This window comes from Streptomyces sp. NPDC001544 (assembly GCF_042894285.1).
Taxonomy (GTDB): Bacteria; Actinomycetota; Actinomycetes; order Streptomycetales; family Streptomycetaceae; genus Streptomyces.
This window is the reverse complement of the sequence record NZ_JBIAVN010000002.1, coordinates 260,785-278,555: the sequence shown is the minus strand read 5'-3', so window position 1 is coordinate 278,555 and position 17,771 is coordinate 260,785. Positions and strand designations below refer to the sequence as shown.

Annotated in this window: 17 protein-coding genes and 1 riboswitch; of the genes, 11 read left to right on the top strand and 6 right to left on the bottom strand. The window is 72.6% G+C overall.

Features of this window, described 5'->3' with window-relative positions:
* Positions 1 to 8 precede the first annotated feature (8 nt).
* Positions 9 to 1,604, top strand: a complete 1,596-nt coding sequence (locus ACFY0F_RS06560; protein WP_388789887.1) for a class I tRNA ligase family protein — start codon at positions 9 to 11, stop codon at positions 1,602 to 1,604.
* 99 nt (positions 1,605 to 1,703) lie between these two features.
* Here the strand turns inward: ACFY0F_RS06560 and ACFY0F_RS06555 are convergent, their stop codons facing one another.
* Genes ACFY0F_RS06555 through ACFY0F_RS06530 form a run of 6 tightly spaced genes read right to left on the bottom strand, consistent with a single transcriptional unit; the run spans position 1,704 to position 7,194 of the window.
* Positions 1,704 to 2,411, bottom strand: coding sequence for a GntR family transcriptional regulator (locus tag ACFY0F_RS06555; protein ID WP_388789884.1), 708 nt, complete (start codon positions 2,409 to 2,411; stop codon positions 1,704 to 1,706).
* A gap of 13 nt (positions 2,412 to 2,424) precedes the next feature.
* Complete coding sequence (locus ACFY0F_RS06550) at positions 2,425 to 3,426, bottom strand: proline racemase family protein (RefSeq protein WP_388789881.1); 1,002 nt, start codon at positions 3,424 to 3,426, stop codon at positions 2,425 to 2,427.
* Positions 3,427 to 3,439: 13 nt separating this feature from the next.
* Positions 3,440 to 4,330 (bottom strand): dihydrodipicolinate synthase family protein, encoded by an 891-nt coding sequence (locus ACFY0F_RS06545; protein WP_388789878.1) that lies wholly within the window; start codon positions 4,328 to 4,330, stop codon positions 3,440 to 3,442.
* Positions 4,327 to 5,745 (bottom strand): FAD-dependent oxidoreductase, encoded by a 1,419-nt coding sequence (locus tag ACFY0F_RS06540; RefSeq protein WP_388789875.1) that lies wholly within the window; start codon positions 5,743 to 5,745, stop codon positions 4,327 to 4,329. Before ACFY0F_RS06540 ends, ACFY0F_RS06545 begins: the two co-directional genes overlap by 4 nt.
* The gene (locus ACFY0F_RS06535; RefSeq protein ID WP_388789871.1) at positions 5,729 to 6,037 is read right to left on the bottom strand and encodes a (2Fe-2S)-binding protein; all 309 of its coding nucleotides are present in this window, start codon (positions 6,035 to 6,037) and stop codon (positions 5,729 to 5,731) included. Before ACFY0F_RS06535 ends, ACFY0F_RS06540 begins: the two co-directional genes overlap by 17 nt.
* A complete protein-coding gene (locus tag ACFY0F_RS06530; RefSeq protein ID WP_388789868.1) occupies positions 6,034 to 7,194 on the bottom strand; it encodes an NAD(P)/FAD-dependent oxidoreductase in 1,161 nt (386 codons plus the stop codon). The genes ACFY0F_RS06535 and ACFY0F_RS06530 overlap by 4 nt, the downstream gene beginning before the upstream one ends.
* A 450-nt stretch (positions 7,195 to 7,644) precedes the next feature.
* Between ACFY0F_RS06530 and ACFY0F_RS06525 the strand changes: the two genes are divergently transcribed.
* From ACFY0F_RS06525 to ACFY0F_RS06480, 10 genes are all read left to right on the top strand, one after another.
* Positions 7,645 to 8,532, top strand: a complete 888-nt coding sequence (locus tag ACFY0F_RS06525; RefSeq protein ID WP_388789865.1) for a glutathione S-transferase C-terminal domain-containing protein — start codon at positions 7,645 to 7,647, stop codon at positions 8,530 to 8,532.
* Positions 8,533 to 8,609: 77 nt separating this feature from the next.
* Positions 8,610 to 8,720: riboswitch (SAM riboswitch) on the top strand.
* 361 nt (positions 8,721 to 9,081) lie between these two features.
* Positions 9,082 to 10,062 carry an amino acid ABC transporter permease gene (locus tag ACFY0F_RS06520; RefSeq protein ID WP_388789863.1) on the top strand — a complete coding sequence of 327 codons (981 nt, stop codon included), beginning with the start codon at positions 9,082 to 9,084 and terminating at the stop codon, positions 10,060 to 10,062.
* Positions 10,059 to 10,847 carry an amino acid ABC transporter ATP-binding protein gene (locus ACFY0F_RS06515; protein WP_388789860.1) on the top strand — a complete coding sequence of 263 codons (789 nt, stop codon included), beginning with the start codon at positions 10,059 to 10,061 and terminating at the stop codon, positions 10,845 to 10,847. Before ACFY0F_RS06520 ends, ACFY0F_RS06515 begins: the two co-directional genes overlap by 4 nt.
* A 40-nt stretch (positions 10,848 to 10,887) precedes the next feature.
* A complete protein-coding gene (locus ACFY0F_RS06510; protein WP_388789857.1) occupies positions 10,888 to 11,907 on the top strand; it encodes an ABC transporter substrate-binding protein in 1,020 nt (339 codons plus the stop codon).
* A gap of 57 nt (positions 11,908 to 11,964) precedes the next feature.
* Positions 11,965 to 12,714: a GNAT family N-acetyltransferase gene (locus ACFY0F_RS06505; RefSeq protein WP_388789854.1), complete on the top strand. Its 750-nt coding sequence runs from the start codon at positions 11,965 to 11,967 to the stop codon at positions 12,712 to 12,714.
* Positions 12,715 to 12,746: 32 nt separating this feature from the next.
* Positions 12,747 to 12,857, top strand: a complete 111-nt coding sequence (locus ACFY0F_RS06500) for a putative leader peptide (RefSeq protein WP_388789851.1) — start codon at positions 12,747 to 12,749, stop codon at positions 12,855 to 12,857.
* A gap of 76 nt (positions 12,858 to 12,933) precedes the next feature.
* On the top strand, positions 12,934 to 14,142 hold the full coding sequence (locus ACFY0F_RS06495; protein WP_388789848.1) for an LLM class flavin-dependent oxidoreductase: 1,209 nt from the start codon (positions 12,934 to 12,936) through the stop codon (positions 14,140 to 14,142).
* A 19-nt stretch (positions 14,143 to 14,161) separates the two neighbouring features.
* Positions 14,162 to 15,535, top strand: coding sequence for an NtaA/DmoA family FMN-dependent monooxygenase (locus tag ACFY0F_RS06490; RefSeq protein ID WP_388789845.1), 1,374 nt, complete (start codon positions 14,162 to 14,164; stop codon positions 15,533 to 15,535).
* The gene (locus ACFY0F_RS06485) at positions 15,532 to 16,623 is read left to right on the top strand and encodes an LLM class flavin-dependent oxidoreductase (RefSeq protein WP_388789842.1); all 1,092 of its coding nucleotides are present in this window, start codon (positions 15,532 to 15,534) and stop codon (positions 16,621 to 16,623) included. Before ACFY0F_RS06490 ends, ACFY0F_RS06485 begins: the two co-directional genes overlap by 4 nt.
* Complete coding sequence (locus ACFY0F_RS06480) at positions 16,616 to 17,764, top strand: LLM class flavin-dependent oxidoreductase (RefSeq protein WP_388789839.1); 1,149 nt, start codon at positions 16,616 to 16,618, stop codon at positions 17,762 to 17,764. Before ACFY0F_RS06485 ends, ACFY0F_RS06480 begins: the two co-directional genes overlap by 8 nt.
* The last annotated feature ends 7 nt before the right edge of the window (positions 17,765 to 17,771 follow it).

Genomic DNA, 17,771 nt, shown 5'->3' with positions numbered 1-17,771 from the left:
CCCACGCCATGCACATACACCACAAGGTCCTGCTCGTGCCCATGCAGCCGACTCCCAACGGGCGACTGCACATCGGACACGGCGGCGGCACCTATCTGCGGGCCGATGTCATCGCCCGCGCACTGCGCGCCCAGGGCCACGAGGTCGCGGTCATCACCGGCAGCGACGCCTACGAGGACTGGGTGGTGGCCGCCGCCCACCGCGAGGGCCGCCCGCCGGAGGAAACCTACCGGGACCACCACGAGGGGATCGCGCGCGACCTCGCCCGTCTCTCCGTGGACCTGGACACCTGGATCGACCCCGCGGGCGAGCAGCACCGGGACGCCTATCGGCGGCTGCACGAGGACGTGCTCACCCGGCTGCGGGCCACCGGCGCCGCCCGGCTCGAACGCGAGCGGATCCCCTACGCGGGGGACACCGGCCGGCCTCTCGTCGGCCCGTGGATCGCGGGGGACTGCCCGCACTGCGGGCACCCGTGCGGAGGCAGCACCTGCACCTACTGCGGGGAGTACTTCGTGCCCGAGCAGCTGCTGCGGGCCCGGTCCCGGCTGAGTGACAGCCCGGTCGAGTGGCGCACGGAGGAGAACTGGTTCGCGACGGCCGACGACCCCCGGGCCATCGCCGACCGGCACCGCGCGTCCGGCCTGCGGCCCGTGTTCCTCGCTCCGCTGCTGCGCGCCCTGGACCAGCACGGCGGCCGCATCCGGCTGACCGGACAGGGCGAGTGGGGCATCCGCAGCGGGATGCTGCCGGCCGGGAAGGTCATCAGCAACGGCTACTTCCTCTACAGCGTCTACTGCGGTGAGCTGCACCGGCAACTCACCGGTGCCGCGGTCAACCCCTTCACGCCGGGCAGCGGTGTCACCACGGTCGGCCTGTTCGGCAGTGACAACTCCACCCCCGGGCTGCTGGTCCCGGACGTGATCGCGCAGGGCTCACAGGGGACGCTGGCACCGTTCGACGCCACCGTCGTCAACGGCATGCTGCACTTCGAGGGGCAGAAGTGCTCCACCAGCAAGCGGCACGGCATCTGGCTCTCCGAACTGCTGGAGAACTCCTCGGTGACCTCGGACGAACTGCGCTACACCCTGCTCCACGCGCCGCTCGACCACGGCCCCGCCGAGACCTCCACCGGCACGCTCACCCAGCACGTCAACGCCCTGCGCGACTGGGACGCCGCGGTCCTGCGCCCGGCCCTCGACCGGCTGCGTGAGCGGTCCGGACCAGGAGGGCCGGCCGCTCCGGCGCTCAAGGCGGCGGCCGCCCAGTACGCGCTGCTCAGCCCCTGCTCTCCCGACCTGACGGCCGCCGTGCGGATGCTGGACGACTGGGCCCACACGCCGCTCGGCACGGACGCCGAGTGGCTTCTCGGCCTCGCCCTGCTCGCCCACCCGCTGCTGCCCCGGCTCGCCGGCCTGATCTGGACGCAGCTGGGCTATCCCGGCGACCCCGGTCTGCGGCCGGCGGAACAGCTCGAACCCACGCCGCTGCGGTCCCTCGTCGCCGTCCCCCCACCGTCCCCGGAACGCCTGAACGCGGCGGCTCTGCAGCCGTACGTACACCTGCAGGAGGCGGAGGAGCGGACGAGCCGACCGGCCCCCTGAGGGCGAGGGCGTCTGCCGGACCCTCGGCCGGGAACCGCCTCGGTGCGGCAAGCGGCCGCGGGTTCCACGACTCCACCGCCGGACCGGCGCCGGTGTGTCTCAGCGGTCCTTGGTCCGGTCCGCCCACAGCCCCCGCACGTGCCCCAGGTGCCGGGCCATGACCTCGCGCACGGCCTTCTCGTCGCGGGCCAGCAACGCGTCGAGGAGCTCCAGGTGTTCCTCGGCGGAGGCCGGCAGCCGGCCCGCCTCGACCAGTGCGGTCAGTCCGTACAGCCGGGAGCGTCCGCGCAGGTCGGCGACCACCTCGACGAGGTGGGCGTTGCCGGCGAGGGCGAGCAGACCGAGGTGGAAGCGGGTGTCGGCCTCGACGTACGCGATGAGGTCGCCCGCCGCGGCCGCGGTGACGATCTCCCGGGCGGCCGGGCGCAGCGCCTCCAGCGAGGCACGGTCCGCCGTGCCGGTCAGGGCCACCACGGTGGGGACCTCTATGAGTGCGCGGACATGGGTGTACTCGTCGAGCTGCCGGTCGGAGACGGCGGTGACCCGGAAGCCCTTGTTGGGGACGGCGTCGACCAGGCCCTCCTTGGCCAGGTCGAGCATCGCCTCCCGGACCGGGGTCGCGGAAACGCCGAACCGGGCGGCCAGGGAGGGCGCCGAGTACACCTCGCCGGGCCGCAGTTCACCCGCGATCAGCGCGGCCCGCAGCGCGTCGGCGACCCGCTCCCGGTAGCTGCTGCGGCGCCCGCCCAGCCGGGGGAGTGCGGGGGCCGCGCCGTCCCGGGCGGGCTGCTGTGCCATGTCACGCATCACCGGGGGGAGTCTAGAGGACGAAACCGGCGGGGAACGGATCCGTGGGATCGAGCAGGTACTGGGCCGTGCCGGTGATCCAGGCGCGGCCCGTGAAGCTCGGCAGCACCGCCGGAATCCCGGCCACCTCGGTCGTGCCGAGCAACCGGCCGGTGAACCGGGTGCCGATGAAGGACTCGTTGACGAACTCGGTGTGCAACGGCAGTTCGCCGCGCGCGTGCAGCTGCGCCATGCGCGCGCTGGTTCCGGTGCCGCAGGGCGAGCGGTCGAACCAGCCGGGGTGGATGACCATCGCGTGCCGGGAGTGCCGGGCGGTGGCGCCGGGCGCGTACAGGTGGACGTGATGGCAGCCGCGGACCGACGGGTCCTCGGGGTGGACCGGTTCCTCCTCGCTGTTGATGGCCTCCATCAGGGACAGGCCGGCGGCGAGGATGTCGTCCCCCCGGGCGCGGTCGAAGGGCAGACCGAACTCCTCCAGCGGCGCGATGGCGTAGAAGTTGCCGCCGTAGGCGAGGTCGTACGTCACCGTCCGCCCGTCGGCGAGCACGGCCTTGCGGTCCAGGCCCACGCTGTAGGACGGCACGTTGCGCAGCGTGACGTTCCTGGCGGCGCCGTCCTCGACCGCGACCTCGGCGACCACCAGCCCGGCCGGGGTGTCCAGGCGGATGGTGGTGACCGGCTCGACGACCTCCACCATGCCGGTCTCCACCAGCACGGTCGCCACGCCGATCGTGCCGTGCCCGCACATCGGCAGATAACCGGAGACCTCGATGTAGACCACGCCCCAGTCGCAGTCGGGCCGGGTCGGCGGCTGCAGGATCGCTCCGCTCATCGCGGAGTGCCCGCGCGGCTCGTTCATCAGCAACTGCTTGACGTCGTCCCGGTGTTCACGGAAGTACAGCCGCCGCTCGTTCATGGTCGCGCCGGGGACGGTGCCGATGCCGCCGGTGATCACCCGGGTGGGCATGCCCTCGGTGTGCGAGTCGACGGCGTGCAGGACGAGCTTGCTGCGCATGATGCCCCTCTTCCTAGGCGAGTCCGGCCGCGACGGCCTTCTCGGTGGCGGCCCGGACGGTGGCCTCCTGCTCGGGCAGCAGCGGCACGCGCGGCGGCCGCACGGGACCCCCGTACCGGCCGACGACGTCCATGGACAGTTTGATCGCCTGCACGAACTCGGTGCGCGAGTCCCAGCGCAGCAGCGGGTGCAGTTGCCGGTAGAGCGGCTCGGCCGTGGCGAGGTCGCCGCCGGTGGCCGCGTGGTAGAGCTCGACGCAGGCGGTGGGCAGCGCGTTCGGGTAGCCGGCCACCCAGCCCTTGGCACCCGCGAGCGCGAGCTCCAGCAGCACGTCGTCGGCGCCGATCAGCAGATCCAGCTCCGGGGCGAGTTCGGCGATGCGGTAGGCGCGGCGGACGTCGCCGGAGAACTCCTTCACGCCGTGGATCAGGCCCTCGCCGTGCAGCCGGGCGAGGAGTTCGGGCACGAGGTCGACCTTGGTGTCGATCGGGTTGTTGTAGGCGACGACCGGCAGGCCCGCCTTCGCGACCTCCGTGTAGTGGGCGAGCACCGACCGCTCGTCGGCACGGTAGGCGTTCGGCGGCAGCAGCATCACCGCACCGCACCCCGCGTCGCGTGCCTGCTCGGCCCAGCGGCGGGCCTCCGCGGAGCCGTAGGCGGCGACGCCCGGCATGACGCGCCGCCCGCCGATCGCGGCCACGGCCGTCTCGACGACCTTGGCGCGCTCCGCGGGGGTGAGCACCTGGTACTCACCGAGCGAGCCGTTCGGCACGACACCGTCACAGCCGCTCTCGACGAGCCAGGCGCAGTGCTCGGCGTACCTGTCGTAGTCCACCCCGAGGTCGTCGTCCAGCGGGAGCGCGGTGGCGACGAGAACGCCGTGCCAGGGGCGGTGGTCGGTCATGAGGGTTCCTCCTCGACGGGGTCTTCGGGAGCTCGGGCCAGCACACCCAGCGGCACCGGCCGGGCGAACGGCCGCCGGGAGGGGGTCGGTTCGCATCCGGCGAGCCCGGCGACCGCGGGCCCGCACACACGGCCCTGGCACCAGCCCATCCCGGCCCGGGTCAGCAGCTTCACGGTGCGCAGGTCGCCCGCGCCCAGTCCGGTGACGGCCGCGCGGACCTCCCCGGCGGTGACCTCCTCGCAGCGGCAGGCGACGGTGTCGTCCGGGACACGCTCCGGCCAGCGGGCGGGCGGCGGGTACACCGCGTCGACGGCCGCGAAGAACGTCCGCAGTCGCGCACGGGCCCGGGCCGCCGCCGACCAGGCCGCGGGGTCGGGTTCCCGGCCGTGCAGACGGGCGGCGACCGAGCGGCCCGCGATGTGTCCCTCGGCGAGCGCGAGCGCCGCGCCGCCGATGCCGGTGGTCTCACCGGCCGCCCAGACGCCCGGAACGTCGGTGCGCTGCTCGTCGTCGACGTGCACGTCCGTCCCGTTCAGGGTGCAGCCCAGCGTCTCGGCGAGGTCGGTGTGCGGCAGCATGCCGTGGCCTACCGCGAGGGTGTCACAGGGGATGCGGTGCTCAACTCCGGGCCGGATCCGCCCGCCGGCGTCCAGGGCGGCGACGGTCACCGCCTCCAGCCGGTCCCTGCCGTGCGCCTCGACGACGGTACGGCGGGTCAGCAGACGTGTGCGGTGCCGCAGGAGCCGTACCGCGTACCCGGCGCCCTCGGCGAGCTTGCCGGGCTGGGCGGCCAGTGCCGAGGGCCTGCGCAGCAGGGCTCTCGGGTCGGCGGACTCCACCAGGGCGGCCACGCGCGCGCCCGCCGCCGCGAGGCCGGTCGCCACGGGCAGCAGCAGCGGCCCGGTCCCGGCGACGACGGCCGTCCGCCCCGGCAGCACCAGGCCGCCCTTGAGCATGGCCTGCGCACCGCCCGCGGTGACCACCCCGGGCAGCGTCCAGCCCGGGAAGGGGAGTACGACCTCGTAGCCGCCGGTGGCCAGCAGTACCGCGTCGGCACGCACCGTCGCGGGCTCCTCCTGCGCGGGACCGCGCAGCGCGTGGACGACGAAGCCGGCGGACTCGCGCTCCACACACCACACATGATGGTCCGTCAGGTGACCGACCCGTCCGGCGGCGCGATGCTCCGCGAGTCCGTCCCGCAGCCGTTCCCAGGTGCGCCACTGGTGGTGGAGCGCCCTGGCGCGGCGCGCCCCGAGGGCGGCGGCAGGCTGCCGGTAGAACTGGCCGCCGGCCTCGGGGCCGGCGTCCACGAGGGTGACGTCCACCCCCCGCGCGGCGGCGGCGAGGGCCGCGGCGAGCCCCGCCGGGCCCGCGCCGATCACGGCGAGGCGCGCCCGCTCAGCCGTCGCGGCCATCGTGTCCCGTCCTCTCCTGCGTGACGATGACATCGCCCGGCCGCGCGGGCAGCAGACAAGCCCGTTGGTTCGGGCGGCCGTTGACCGTGACCAGGCAGTCGAAGCAGACCCCGATGCCGCAGAACACCCCCCGGGGGCGGCCCTCGCGCCGGGTCGTGCGCCACGCGGTCACACCCGCCGTCCACAGCGCGGCGGCGACCGTCTGGCCGGGCAGCGCCTCGATCGCGCGGCCGTCGAAGCTGACGATGAAGGCGGTGCCGGGCCGGGCCCGGGCCAACTCCAGTGGATTCACGCCGTATTCACCCCGTTCGTCGCGAAGCGCTCGGGCCGGAAGGGCGCGAGGGGCAGTTCCGGTGGCGTCCCGGTCAGCACCTGGGCGATCAAGTGACCCGTCCCGGTGGCCAGTCCGATGCCCGCGCCCTCGTGCCCGCAGGCGTGGACCAGTCCGGGAACCCGCGGGTCGGGGCCGATCGCGGGCAGGTGATCGGGCAGATACGGCCGGAAGCCGAGGTAGGTCCGCATCGCCCGCACCCGCTCCAGGAACGGGAACAGCCGGGTGGCCCCGGCGGCGAGTGCCCGCACCACGGGCAGCGAGAACGAGCGGTCGAAGCCGACCCGCTCCCGGCTCGCGCCGATGAGGACGGGTCCGGCGGCCGTGCCCTCGACGACCGGCGAGGTCTGCAGCGCGGCCGAGTCGCCGGCCACGTCGGCCACGTAGTCCGCGGCGTACACCTTGTGCCGCACCAGCCGGGGCAGCGGCTCGGTGACCAGCACGAAGCCGCGCCTCGGCAGGACGGGAAGGTGGACGCCGGCGAGGCGGGCCAGGTCGCCGCCCCAGGTCCCGGCGGCGTTCACCACGGCCGGCGCGTGGACGTCCCCCCGGTCGGTGCGCACCCCGAGCATCGCGCCCCGGGCCGTGCGCAGCACGCCGGTCACCGTCCATCCGGTGTACAGCCGGGCACCCGAGGCGCGGACCAGACGGGCGGCGGCGAGGGCCGGCATGACCTGGGCGTCCTGGGGGTAGTGCACGGCGCCGGCGAGTCCGGGCGCCAGCTCGGGTTCGAGGTCGGGGAGCCCGTCCGCGTCGACGGGCACCGCGGTGACACCGGCGGCCCGCTGGGCGGCGGCGAAGCCGGCAAGCGCGGCGAGATCGGCGGGGGTCGTGGCCACGACGACGCCGCCCTTCGCTTCGTACTCGAAGCCCGGTCCGTCCTCACGGGCCAGCTCCGTCCACAACCGGGCGGACAGCAGGGCGAGTTCCAGCTCCGGTCCCGGTTCCTTGTCGGAGACGAGCAGATTGCCCTCGCCCGCGCCGGTCGTGCCGCCGGCCACCGGACCCCGGTCGACGAGGACGACGTCCAGGCCCGCCCGCGCCGCGTACCACGCACAGGCAGCGCCCGTCATCCCGGCGCCGACCACCACGACATCGCAGGTCAGTCGCTTCGCCACAGCAGTACTATGTCACATACCGCTGACCGCGGACAGGGTCCTGCGGTGGCCCGGTCCGCGCCCACCTGTGAGCCCGCCGAAGGCGGGGCGCGGATCCCCCCGTTCACCCGTCCGGTGTCCCAGGGGTGGACGCCCCCTTGACGTCGCCCCGAGCCGGATCGACACTCCAGATGGGAATCCTAGTGAACAGGTAGGGAAACATGAGGCGCTCGGAGACGGTCACCAGCCGCGTGAGCCGTACGCCGACCTCGCCCCTGCTCACCTCCCGCCGGCACATCGACCTGCTGCGGGTCTGCAGCGCCCGATCAGCCTCCTGAGCCGGTCCCGGGCGACCCGCTGACCTCGCCCGCCCGTCCGGGCGCCCCGGACCCCTCCGGCACATCCTGGCGCCCACTGTCCGACGACGCTTCCGCCGCGCCCACGTCCGCGCGCCCGCCCCCGGGGAGACGCATGTCCATCGCACCGCTCGCCGCCGTCCCGTCCGCCCACCGCTCCGTCCCCGTCTTCCGGGGCCGTCTCGGCCGGGACGCGCGCAGCGGCCACCACGCCGTGCCGCACCGCTACCGGCTCCATCTCTCCACCGCCTGTCCCGACGGGCTGCGCCTGGCCATAGGGCACAGCCTGCTCGGACTCGACCACGAGTGCCCGGTCACGTTCCTGCCGGCCGTACCGGACCGTCCCGGCGGCGGCCACTCGGCCCTGCGTCCGCTGTACGAGGCGAGCGCACACCACTACACCGGGCCGGCCCTCGCCCCGGTGCTCAGCGACGACTGGTCGGGGCGGATCGTCAGCACCCACACCCCGGACATCCTGCGCGACCTCGACCGCTTCTGTCCGGACGGCCCCACCTCGCTGTATCCGTGCGGCACCGAGAGTCAGATCGAAGCCGTCGAACGGCTCTGCGCCGAAGGCATCCAGGAGGCCGCACAGCGCGCCGGACGGGCCGACGCCGATCCCGCGGAGCGTGCCACCGCGCTGGAACTGCTGCTGGACACCCTGGGCAGGCTGGAGCGGTACCTGGACGGCGAGGAGTACCTCGTCGCCGGCCGGCTCACCGCGGCCGACGTCGAACTGTGGGTGGCCCTGGTGCAGTTGGACACCGTGCACCGCTGCCACCTCGACGCCCGTGCCGTGCACCGCATCGCCGGGCACCCGGTGCTGTGGGCCTACGCCCGGCGCCTGGCCGCCCACCGCGCCTTCGGGACCCACCTGGACCTGGACGGCATCGCACGCCGCCACCACGGCCGCTGCCAGGGCCTGGAGGCCGCCGGAGCGGCCGTCCAGATCCTGGACTGGACGGGGCACACGATGGACACCGGCGGCTCTTCCAGCAGGTGAGGTCCGGTCAGGCAGGTCCATTGCATGGACAGCCGTTGACATCCGAACGGTCAACTGCCTTACTTGCTGATCAGAACGGTCATGAGCGTCAGCGACAAGCCCTGGCTCGCTGACCGGCAACCCTCGCATCGCGGTGGGGTGCCCCAGGTGACGACCGGACCGGACGAAGTCTTCGGTAAGCGCGAGAGCCCCGCGGGGCCGGAACAGTGACAGGTGACGCCATGTACGCAGCTCCCAGGACGGCCACGGGCCGTACCCAGAGCTGCGTACCGCCGTACGCCGGACTGCTCGTCGCCGATCGTGCCGTCGACCTGCTCCGGGTCAACAGCGCACTGTGTACCGCACCGGGCCGTGCCCGCTGTCGGGGCTGACCCCACTTCCCAGCCGCCCCCCCCCGCGCCCTGACGCACACCGTCCGTACGGTGTGCCGTTGTCCGACCAGCCCCCGGTTCCCGTGCGATCCCGTGTGCCGCCCCGTGCCGTAGCGCCGTAGCGGCCCGCGTCCGGCCCGCCGCGTTCCCGGGGTGTCCGAATCCGCCGGAGCCCGCCATGAGTGAACCCCCAGGCGCCGCCGTGTCCCTCGCCGAGGCACCACCCGCCGAAACACCGCCACAGACCGTCAGAGCCCAGCGCGTACAGCCGCTGCGGCGGCCCGGACGGTGGATCGTCACCGCCGTCGTCCTCGTGCTCGTCGCACAGATCCTGCACGGACTGGCCACGAACCCCTTCTACCAGTGGGACCGCTTCCGCTACTGGTTCCTGCGCCCCACGATCCTCGACGGGCTCGTCGTCACCCTCGAAGCGGCCGCGCTCAGCGCCGTGCTGGGCCTGCTCGGCGGCATCGTGCTGGCGCTCGGCCGGCTGTCCGGCAGCCCGGTGCTGCGGGCGGTGAGCTGGACCTACACCTGGCTGTTCCGCTCGGTACCGCTGATCGTCGTCCTGATCTTCCTCTACAACTTCTCAGCCCTGTACAAGACGTTGAGCCTCGGGATCCCCTTCGGGCCGGCCTTCGTCACCTTCGACGAGTCGAAGCTCGCCACCGACATGACGGTCGCCGTCATCGGCCTCAGCCTCAACGAGGCGGCGTACGCGGCCGAGGTCGTGCGCGGCGGCATCCTCTCCGTCGACCAGGGCCAGCACGAGGCGGCGGCCGCACTCGGTCTGCCCAAGGGCTACCAGTTCACCCGGATCGTCTTCCCGCAGGCCCTGAGGTCCATCACCCCGAACTACGTCAACCAGCTCATCGGCCTGATCAAGAGCACGTCCCTCGTCTTCTACGTCTCCCTGCTCGACCTGTTCGGCTCGGTGCAGACCATGGGCAGCACCTACCCCGGCGACATCGTGCCGCTGCTGCTCGTCGCCACCGTCTGGTACCTGATCCTGACCAGCGTCGTGTCCGTCGTCCAGTTCTACGTCGAGCGGTACTTCGCCCGCGGTGCCACCCGCAGCCTGCCGCCGACCCCGCTGCAGAAGGCGCGGGCGGGCCTCGCCGACCTGCGGGCCCGGCTGCGCAGGGAGGCCGCCGTATGACCGCCACCGACACCCTGGAGACGACCCCGGCCGCCCTGGAGGTCCACGACGTCCACAAGTGGTACGGCACCCACCGCGTCCTGGACGGCATCGACCTGACCGTGCGCCCCGGCGAGGTCACCGCCATCCTCGGGCCCTCGGGCTCCGGCAAGTCGACCCTGCTGCGGGTCATCAACCACCTGGAGAAGCCCGAGGTGGGCCACGTCAGCGTCGGCGGCGAGCTGATCGGTGTGAAGCGGAACGGGGCGCGGCTGAAGGAACTCAGCGAGCGCGCCATCCTGGCCCAGCGCAGCAGGATCGGTTTCGTCTTCCAGAACTTCAACCTCTTCCCGCACCTCACCGTCCTCGACAACGTCGCCGCCGCCCCCGTCGCCACCGGCAAGCTGACCAGGCCCCAGGCACAGGAGCTGGCACGCGAACTGCTCACCCGGGTCGGGCTCGGCGACCGTACCGGCGCCTACCCGCGGCAGCTGTCCGGCGGCCAGCAGCAGCGCGTCGCCATCGCCCGCGCCCTCGCGCTGCGCCCCGGGATCATCCTCTTCGACGAGCCGACCTCGGCGCTCGACCCCGAACTCGTCGGCGAGGTCCTCTCCGTCATCAAGGACCTGGCGACCAGCGGCACCACGCTCGTCATCGTCACCCACGAGATCGGCTTCGCCCGCGAGGTCGCCGACCGGGTCGTCTTCATCGACGGCGGAAGGATCGTCGAACAGGGCCCGCCCTCCCAGGTGTTGGACAAGCCCCAGCACGAACGGACCCGGGACTTCCTCAGCAGGGTCCTCTGAACCCCCTCACCCTCACCCGTCCCGAACGACAAGGACAGCCATGCCCAGCCACTTCTCCCGACGCAGCCTGATACGCGGCATCACCGCGGCGACCACGGTCGCCACCCTGGCCACCGGGCTCGCCGCCTGCGGTGGTGACAGCGAAGCCGCCACCACGACCGACGCCGCCGGCACCGTGACCGTGGGTCGGGTGTCCAACGGCGCGGCCAAGCAGACCGAGCTGAAGGTCTCCGAGGTGAAGGCCCTCAACGCCGAGTTGCCCGCCGCGATCCGCAAGAGCGGCACCCTGAGGATCGGCGTCGGCGCCCTGCCCGACGGTTTCCCGCCGCTGGCCTACATCGGCGGCGACCAGAAGACCCTCACCGGAGCCGAACCGGACCTCGGGCGCCTGGTCGCCGCGGTTCTCGGACTCAAGCCGCAGTTCTCCAACGCCACTTGGGAGAACATGTTCGTCGGAGTCGACAGCGGCAAGTACGACGCCGCCTTCGCCAACATCACCGACACCGAGGAACGAAAGAAGAAGTACGACTTCGCGTCCTACCGCAAGGACAACGTCGGCTTCGAGGTGCTGAAGAAGAGCACCTGGAACTTCGACGGGAACTACCAGAACCTCGCCGGGAAGACGGTCGCCGTCGACAACGGCACCAACCAGGAGAAGATCCTCCTGGAGTGGCAGACGAAGCTGAAGAAGGAGGGCAAGACCCTCACCGTCAAGCGCTTCCAGAGCAAGAACGCCACCTATCTGGCGCTGAGCGGTGGCAGGATCGACGCCTACTTCGCCGCCAACCCCGGTGTCGCCTACCACATCAGGCAGACCGCCAAGTCGCCGAACCCCACCCGCAGCGCCGGTACCTTCTCCGGCGCCGGCGCCCGCCTGCAGGGCCTGATCGCGGCGACCACGAAGAAGGACAGCGGACTCGCCAAGCCGTTCGCGGACGCCATCAACCACCTGATCGAGAACGGTCAGTACGCCAAGTGGCTGGCCGCCTACAACCTCTCCGACGAGGCCGTCGCCAAGGCCGAGGTCAACCCGCCCGGGCTGCCGCTGGACAACTCCTGACCGACCGTCAATCGGCAGCGCCGTCATGCAGGTTCAGTTAGAAAGGACTCCGCCTCCGTGGCCCACCTGACCGACGTCCGCGGAGGCGGTGCCCCGTCGTCCCCGCCCGATGCTCCCGTTCTCGACAACGCCGTCTGGGCCGCCCTCGCCGGCCCCCACGCGCACCTCGCCGAACGGTTCGGGCGGGCCGCCCGTTACCAGGCCGGCATCTACGCGTTCGCCGCGCTCGCCGATCCGGCGGACCCGGACGCCTGGGCCGACCTGCACACGCTCGTCGGGCCGTCGACGGCCGTACGGATCAAGCCCGTCGACCGCGCTCCCGACGGGTGGCAGGTCGTCGGCGGCGGCGAGGGCGTCCAGCTCGTCGACACCGCGCTGTGGGCCGAGCCCGCCCCCGAGGCGGTACGGCTCGGACCCGCCGACGTCCCCGAGATCCTCGACCTCGTCGCCCGCACCCGGCCCGGCCCGTTCCTCGAGCGGACCGTCGAGACGGGCACCTACCTCGGCATCCGGCACCAGGGGCGGCTGATCGCCCTGGCCGGTGAGCGCCTGAGGTTGCCCGGCTGGACGGAGGTCAGCGCGGTGTGCACGGATCCGGCGTACCGCGGCCGGGGCCTGGCCACCCGGCTGGTGCGCGCGGTGGCAGCGGGCATCCGGGAGCGCGGGGACACCCCGTTCCTGCACGCCGCCGCGGACAACACACGGGCGATCCGGCTGTACGAGTCGATCGGCTTCACACTGCGCCGCCGCTCGACGATCGTCCAGGTCCGCAGCCCGGGAACATCCCGCGGGACCGGGCTGTTGTGACTCAGGACGAGATACGTACGGAGGTGGCGGACATGACACGTGTCGTACGCCCCCGCGCTCTGCAGCCGAGCCGCTCCGTCGTACTGCACTCCCGGCCGCACATCGATCTGCAGCGCGTGGCCGGCGCCCTCTGTTGCTCCTGATCCGTTCTTTCCCTCGCCGTGCGCCCGTCCGTCCGCGGGCCGGCGCTCTCGTACGGACCTCCAGGAAGGCACCCTCGTGTCATCGACTCCCTCCTCCCCCCTCCACCTCGCCGTCGCCCTGGACGGCACCGGCTGGCATCCGGCGTCCTGGCGCGAACCGGCCGCCCGCCCCCGGGACCTGTTCACCGCCGGCTACTGGGCCGACCTGGTCGCCGAGGCGGAGGCCGGTCTCCTCGACTTCGTGACCATCGAGGACGGCCTCGGCCCGCAGTCCTCGCACTTCCTGGAACCGGACGAACGCATCGACCAGGTACGCGGCCGTCTGGACGCCGTCCTCATCGCCTCCCGGATCGCCCCGCTCACCCGGCACATCGGCCTGGTGCCGACCGTGGTGGCCACGCACACGGAGCCGTTCCACATCTCCAAGGCGATCGCCACCCTCGACTACGTCAGCACCGGACGCGCGGGACTGCGCGTGCAGATCACCGCCCGGCCGAACGAGGCCGCGCACTTCGGCCGTCGCACGATCCCCCCGATCGACGCGTACGACAGCCCGGCCGCACAGAACCTGGTCACCGACCTGTTCGACGAGGCCGCCGACTACGTGGAGGTCGTCCGCAGGCTCTGGGACAGCTGGGAGGACGACGCGGAGATCCGGGACGCGGCGACGGGACGCTTCATCGACCGGGACAAGCTGCACTACATCGACTTCGAGGGCCGCCACTTCAGCGTCAAGGGCCCCTCCATCACTCCCCGGCCGCCCCAGGGGCAGCCGCTGGTCACCGCGCTCGCCCACCAGACGGTGCCGTACCGGCTCGTGGCCCGGCAGGCCGACGTCGGCTACGTCACCCCGCACGACGCCGCCGAAGCCCGCGCGATCGTCGCGGAGATCCGCGCCGAGCAGGAGGCGGCCGGACGCGCCGACGACAGGCTGCACGTCTTCGGCGACCTGGTGGTCTTCCTGGACGAGGACCCGGCCAGGGCGGCGGCCCGGCGCGAGCGGCTCGACGCCCTCGCGGGCAGCCCGTACACCAGTGACGCCCGGATATTCACCGGAACCCCCGGTCAACTCGCCAATCTTCTGGAGGAGTTGCACGGCGCCGGGCTCTCCGGTTTCCGGCTGCGGCCCGCCGTGCTCGGCCACGACCTGCCGGGCATCACCCGGGCGCTCGTGCCCGAACTCCAGCGCCGCGGACTGTTCCGCACCGCCTACGAGGCCGGCACCCTGCGCGGCCTCCTCGGACTCGCCCGCCCCGCCAACCGCTTCGCCGCAGCCACCGCCTGAGCCGGAGGAACCGCACACCATGAGCAAGCCGCTGAAGCAGATCCACCTGGCCGCCCACTTCCCCGGCGTCAACAACACCACCGTGTGGAGCGACCCGGCCGCCGGCAGCCACATCGAGTTCAGCTCCTTCGCCCACTTCGCCCGGACCGCCGAACGCGCCAAGTTCGACTTCCTGTTCCTCGCCGAGGGCCTGCGGCTGCGCGAACAGGGCGGAAAAATATACGACCTGGACGTCGTCGGCCGCCCCGACACCTTCACCGTGCTCGCCGCGCTGGCCGCCGTCACCGAGCACCTCGGCCTGACCGGCACCATCAACTCCACGTTCAACGAGCCCTATGAGGTGGCCCGCCAGTTCGCCAGCCTCGACCACCTCTCCGGCGGCCGCGCCGCCTGGAACGTGGTCACCTCCTGGGACGCCTTCACCGGCGAGAACTTCCGCCGCGGCGGCTTCCTGCCGCAGGAACAGCGCTACTCCCGCGCCAAGGAGTTCCTGGCCACCGCCAGCGAGCTCTTCGACTCCTGGCGCGGCGACGAGATCCTCGCCGACCAGACCACCGGCACCTTCCTCAGCGACGCGAAAGCCGGCGCCTTCGTCCACCAGGGCGAGCAGTTCGACATCCACGGCCGGTTCAACGTGCCGCGCTCCCCGCAGGGCCGCCCGGTGATCTTCCAGGCGGGCGACTCCGAGGAGGGCCGGGAGTTCGCCGCCTCCACCGCCGACGCCATCTTCAGCCGGCACGCCACCCTGGAGGCGGGGCAGGCCTTCTACGGCGACGTCAAGGGCCGCCTCGCCAGGTACGGCCGGCGCCACGACCAGTTGCTCATCCTGCCCGCCGCGACCTTCGTGCTCGGCGACACCGACGCCGAAGCCGAGGACCTGGCCCGGGAGGTGCGCCGGCAGCAGGTCAGCGGGGCCACCGCCATCAAGCACCTGGAGTTTGTCTGGAACCGGGATCTTTCGGCGTACGACCCGGAGGGCCCGCTGCCGGACGTCGATCCGGTGGTCGGCGAGGAACACATCTCGCGGGGCCGCGCCCAGGTGCGGATGTACCGCGACCCGATCGCCATAGCCCGCGAGTGGCGCGAGCTCGCCCAGGCCAACGACTGGTCCATCCGCGACCTGGTCATCAACACCGGCAACCGGCAGACCTTCGTCGGCTCGCCGGAGACCGTCGCCCGCACCATCAACGAATTCGTCCAGGCCGACGCCTCCGACGGTTTCATCCTCGTCCCGCACCTCACCCCCGGCGGCCTCGACCCGTTCGCCGACAAGGTCGTGCCGCTGCTGCAGGAGCAGGGCGTGTTCCGCACCGAGTACGAGGGCACCACCCTGCGCGACCACCTCGGGCTCGCGCACCCCGACGAGGTAACCGGCGACCGGGTGGCGTCGTGAAATTCATCGCGCTCACGCTGATCGTGCACCGCCCGGACCCGGTCACCGGCGTCCGCAAGCCGACGCACGAGCGGTTCCGCGAGGTGCTCGACAACGCACTGCTCGCCGAGGAGCTGGGCTTCGACGGCTTCGGTGTGGGGGAGCGGCACGAGCGGCCGTTCATCTCGTCCTCGCCACCCGTCGTGCTCAGCCACATCGCCGCGCTCACCAAGCGGATACGGCTGTTCACCGGCGTGACGACCCTCAGTCTGCTGGATCCGGTGCGCGCCTACGAGGACTACGCCACCCTCGACCACCTCTCCGGCGGACGCCTCGACCTGATCATCGGCAAGGGCAACGGAGCCGCCCAGCGCGAGCTGTTCCACGTCACCCCCGAGGACCAGTGGGACCGCAACGCCGAGAGCTACGAGGTGTTCCGGCGGATCTGGCGGCAGGACAAGGTCACCGCGGCGACCCGTTTCCGGCCGGAACTGAAGGACGCGGAGGTGTGGCCGCGACCGTACCAGCAGCCGATCCGGGTCTGGCACGGCAGCGCCACCAGCAAGGAGTCGGTGGACCTGGCCGCCCGCTACGGCGACCCGCTGTTCTCGGCGAACGTCACCAACCCCATCGAGCCCTATGCCGAGTTGATCCGCCACTACCGCGAACGCTGGGAGTACTACGGCCACGACCCGGCCGACATCGCCATCGGCGCCGGCACGGCCGGCATCCACGTCGCGCCCACATCCCAGGAGGCGCTGTCGGTGTACCGGCCCGTCTTCGAGGCCAACCTGGCCTTCTTCAGACAGGCCGGCCTCCCCGTGGTCTTCGAGACCCTGGAGGACTACGTCGAGCGCAGCTCGGCCCTGATCGGCAGCCCCCAGCAGGTCATCGACAAGGTGCACCGCTACCACGAGCAGTTCGGGCACACGCTGATCCATGTGCACGCGGACGCGAGCGGCGTCACCGACACCCAGCACCGCGACTCGCTCGAACTCTTCCAGTCGGCGGTGGCCCCGGTCCTGCGCAGGGACATCCCCGACCCGCCGTTCGACTGGGCCCCGGTGCTCCCGGCACCTTCGGCCACCGAGGAGCCGGCCCGTGTCTGACATCCCTCTCGGCGTCCTCGACCTGGTCCCGGTCCCGTCCGGATCCACCGCGGGCGACGCCCTGCGCAACTCCATCGACCTGGCCCGGCAGGCCGAACGCCTCGGTTACACCCGCTACTGGTTCGCCGAGCACCACCTCAACCCGGGCGTGGCCGGCACGTCCCCGGCGGTACTGCTCGCGCTGACGGCCGGTGCCACCTCCACCATCAGGCTCGGCTCGGGCGCCGTCCAGCTCGGGCACCGCACCGCGCTGAACACCGTCGAGGAGTTCGGCCTGTTGGACGCCCTGTACCCCGGCCGCTTCGACCTGGGGCTCGGCCGCTCCGGCGGCCGGCCGCCCGGCGAGAACGCGGCCACCCCGGCCACGGTCACCCCGGTCGTCGACGGCCGCGCCCCGAACGGTCTGCTCATCCCGCCCCGCTTCTCGTTCGCGCACCTCCTCGGCTCACCCCGCGTCGCCCTCCAGCGCAGGCTGCTCCTGCTGCCGGGCGCCGAGTCGCAGGACTACGCCGAGCAGATCGACGACGTCCTCGCCCTGCTGGCCGGTACCTACCGCTCCCCGGAGGGCGTCGAGGCACACGTCGTGCCCGGCGAGGGCGCGGACGTCGAGGTGTGGATCCTGGGCAGCAGCGGCGGGCAGAGCGCCGAGACCGCGGGCGCCCGCGGCCTGCGGTTCGCGGCGAACTACCACGTCAGCCCGGCCACGGTCCTGGAGGCGGTGGACGGCTACCGTTCCTTCTTCCAGCCGTCCGACGTCCTCGACAAGCCCCACGTCAGCGTGTCCGCGGACGTCGTGGTCGCCGAGGACGACGCGACGGCCCGGGAACTCGCCACCGGCTACGGCCTGTGGGTGCGCAGCATCCGCACCGCCGAGGGCGCCATCGAGTTCCCGACACCCGACGAGGCACGGGCCCACGCGTGGACCGACGAGGACCGGGCCCTCGTCCGGGACCGAGTCGACACCCAGTTCACCGGCTCACCCGGCCGGGTCGCCGACCAACTGGAACAGCTCCAGGAGGCCACGGGCGCCGACGAACTGCTCATCACGACGATCACCCACGGCCACGCCGACCGGGTCCGTTCCTACGAACTGCTCGCAGCGGAGTGGCGGCGCCGGGGTCACACCCTCCGGTCGAGCTGACGCTCGC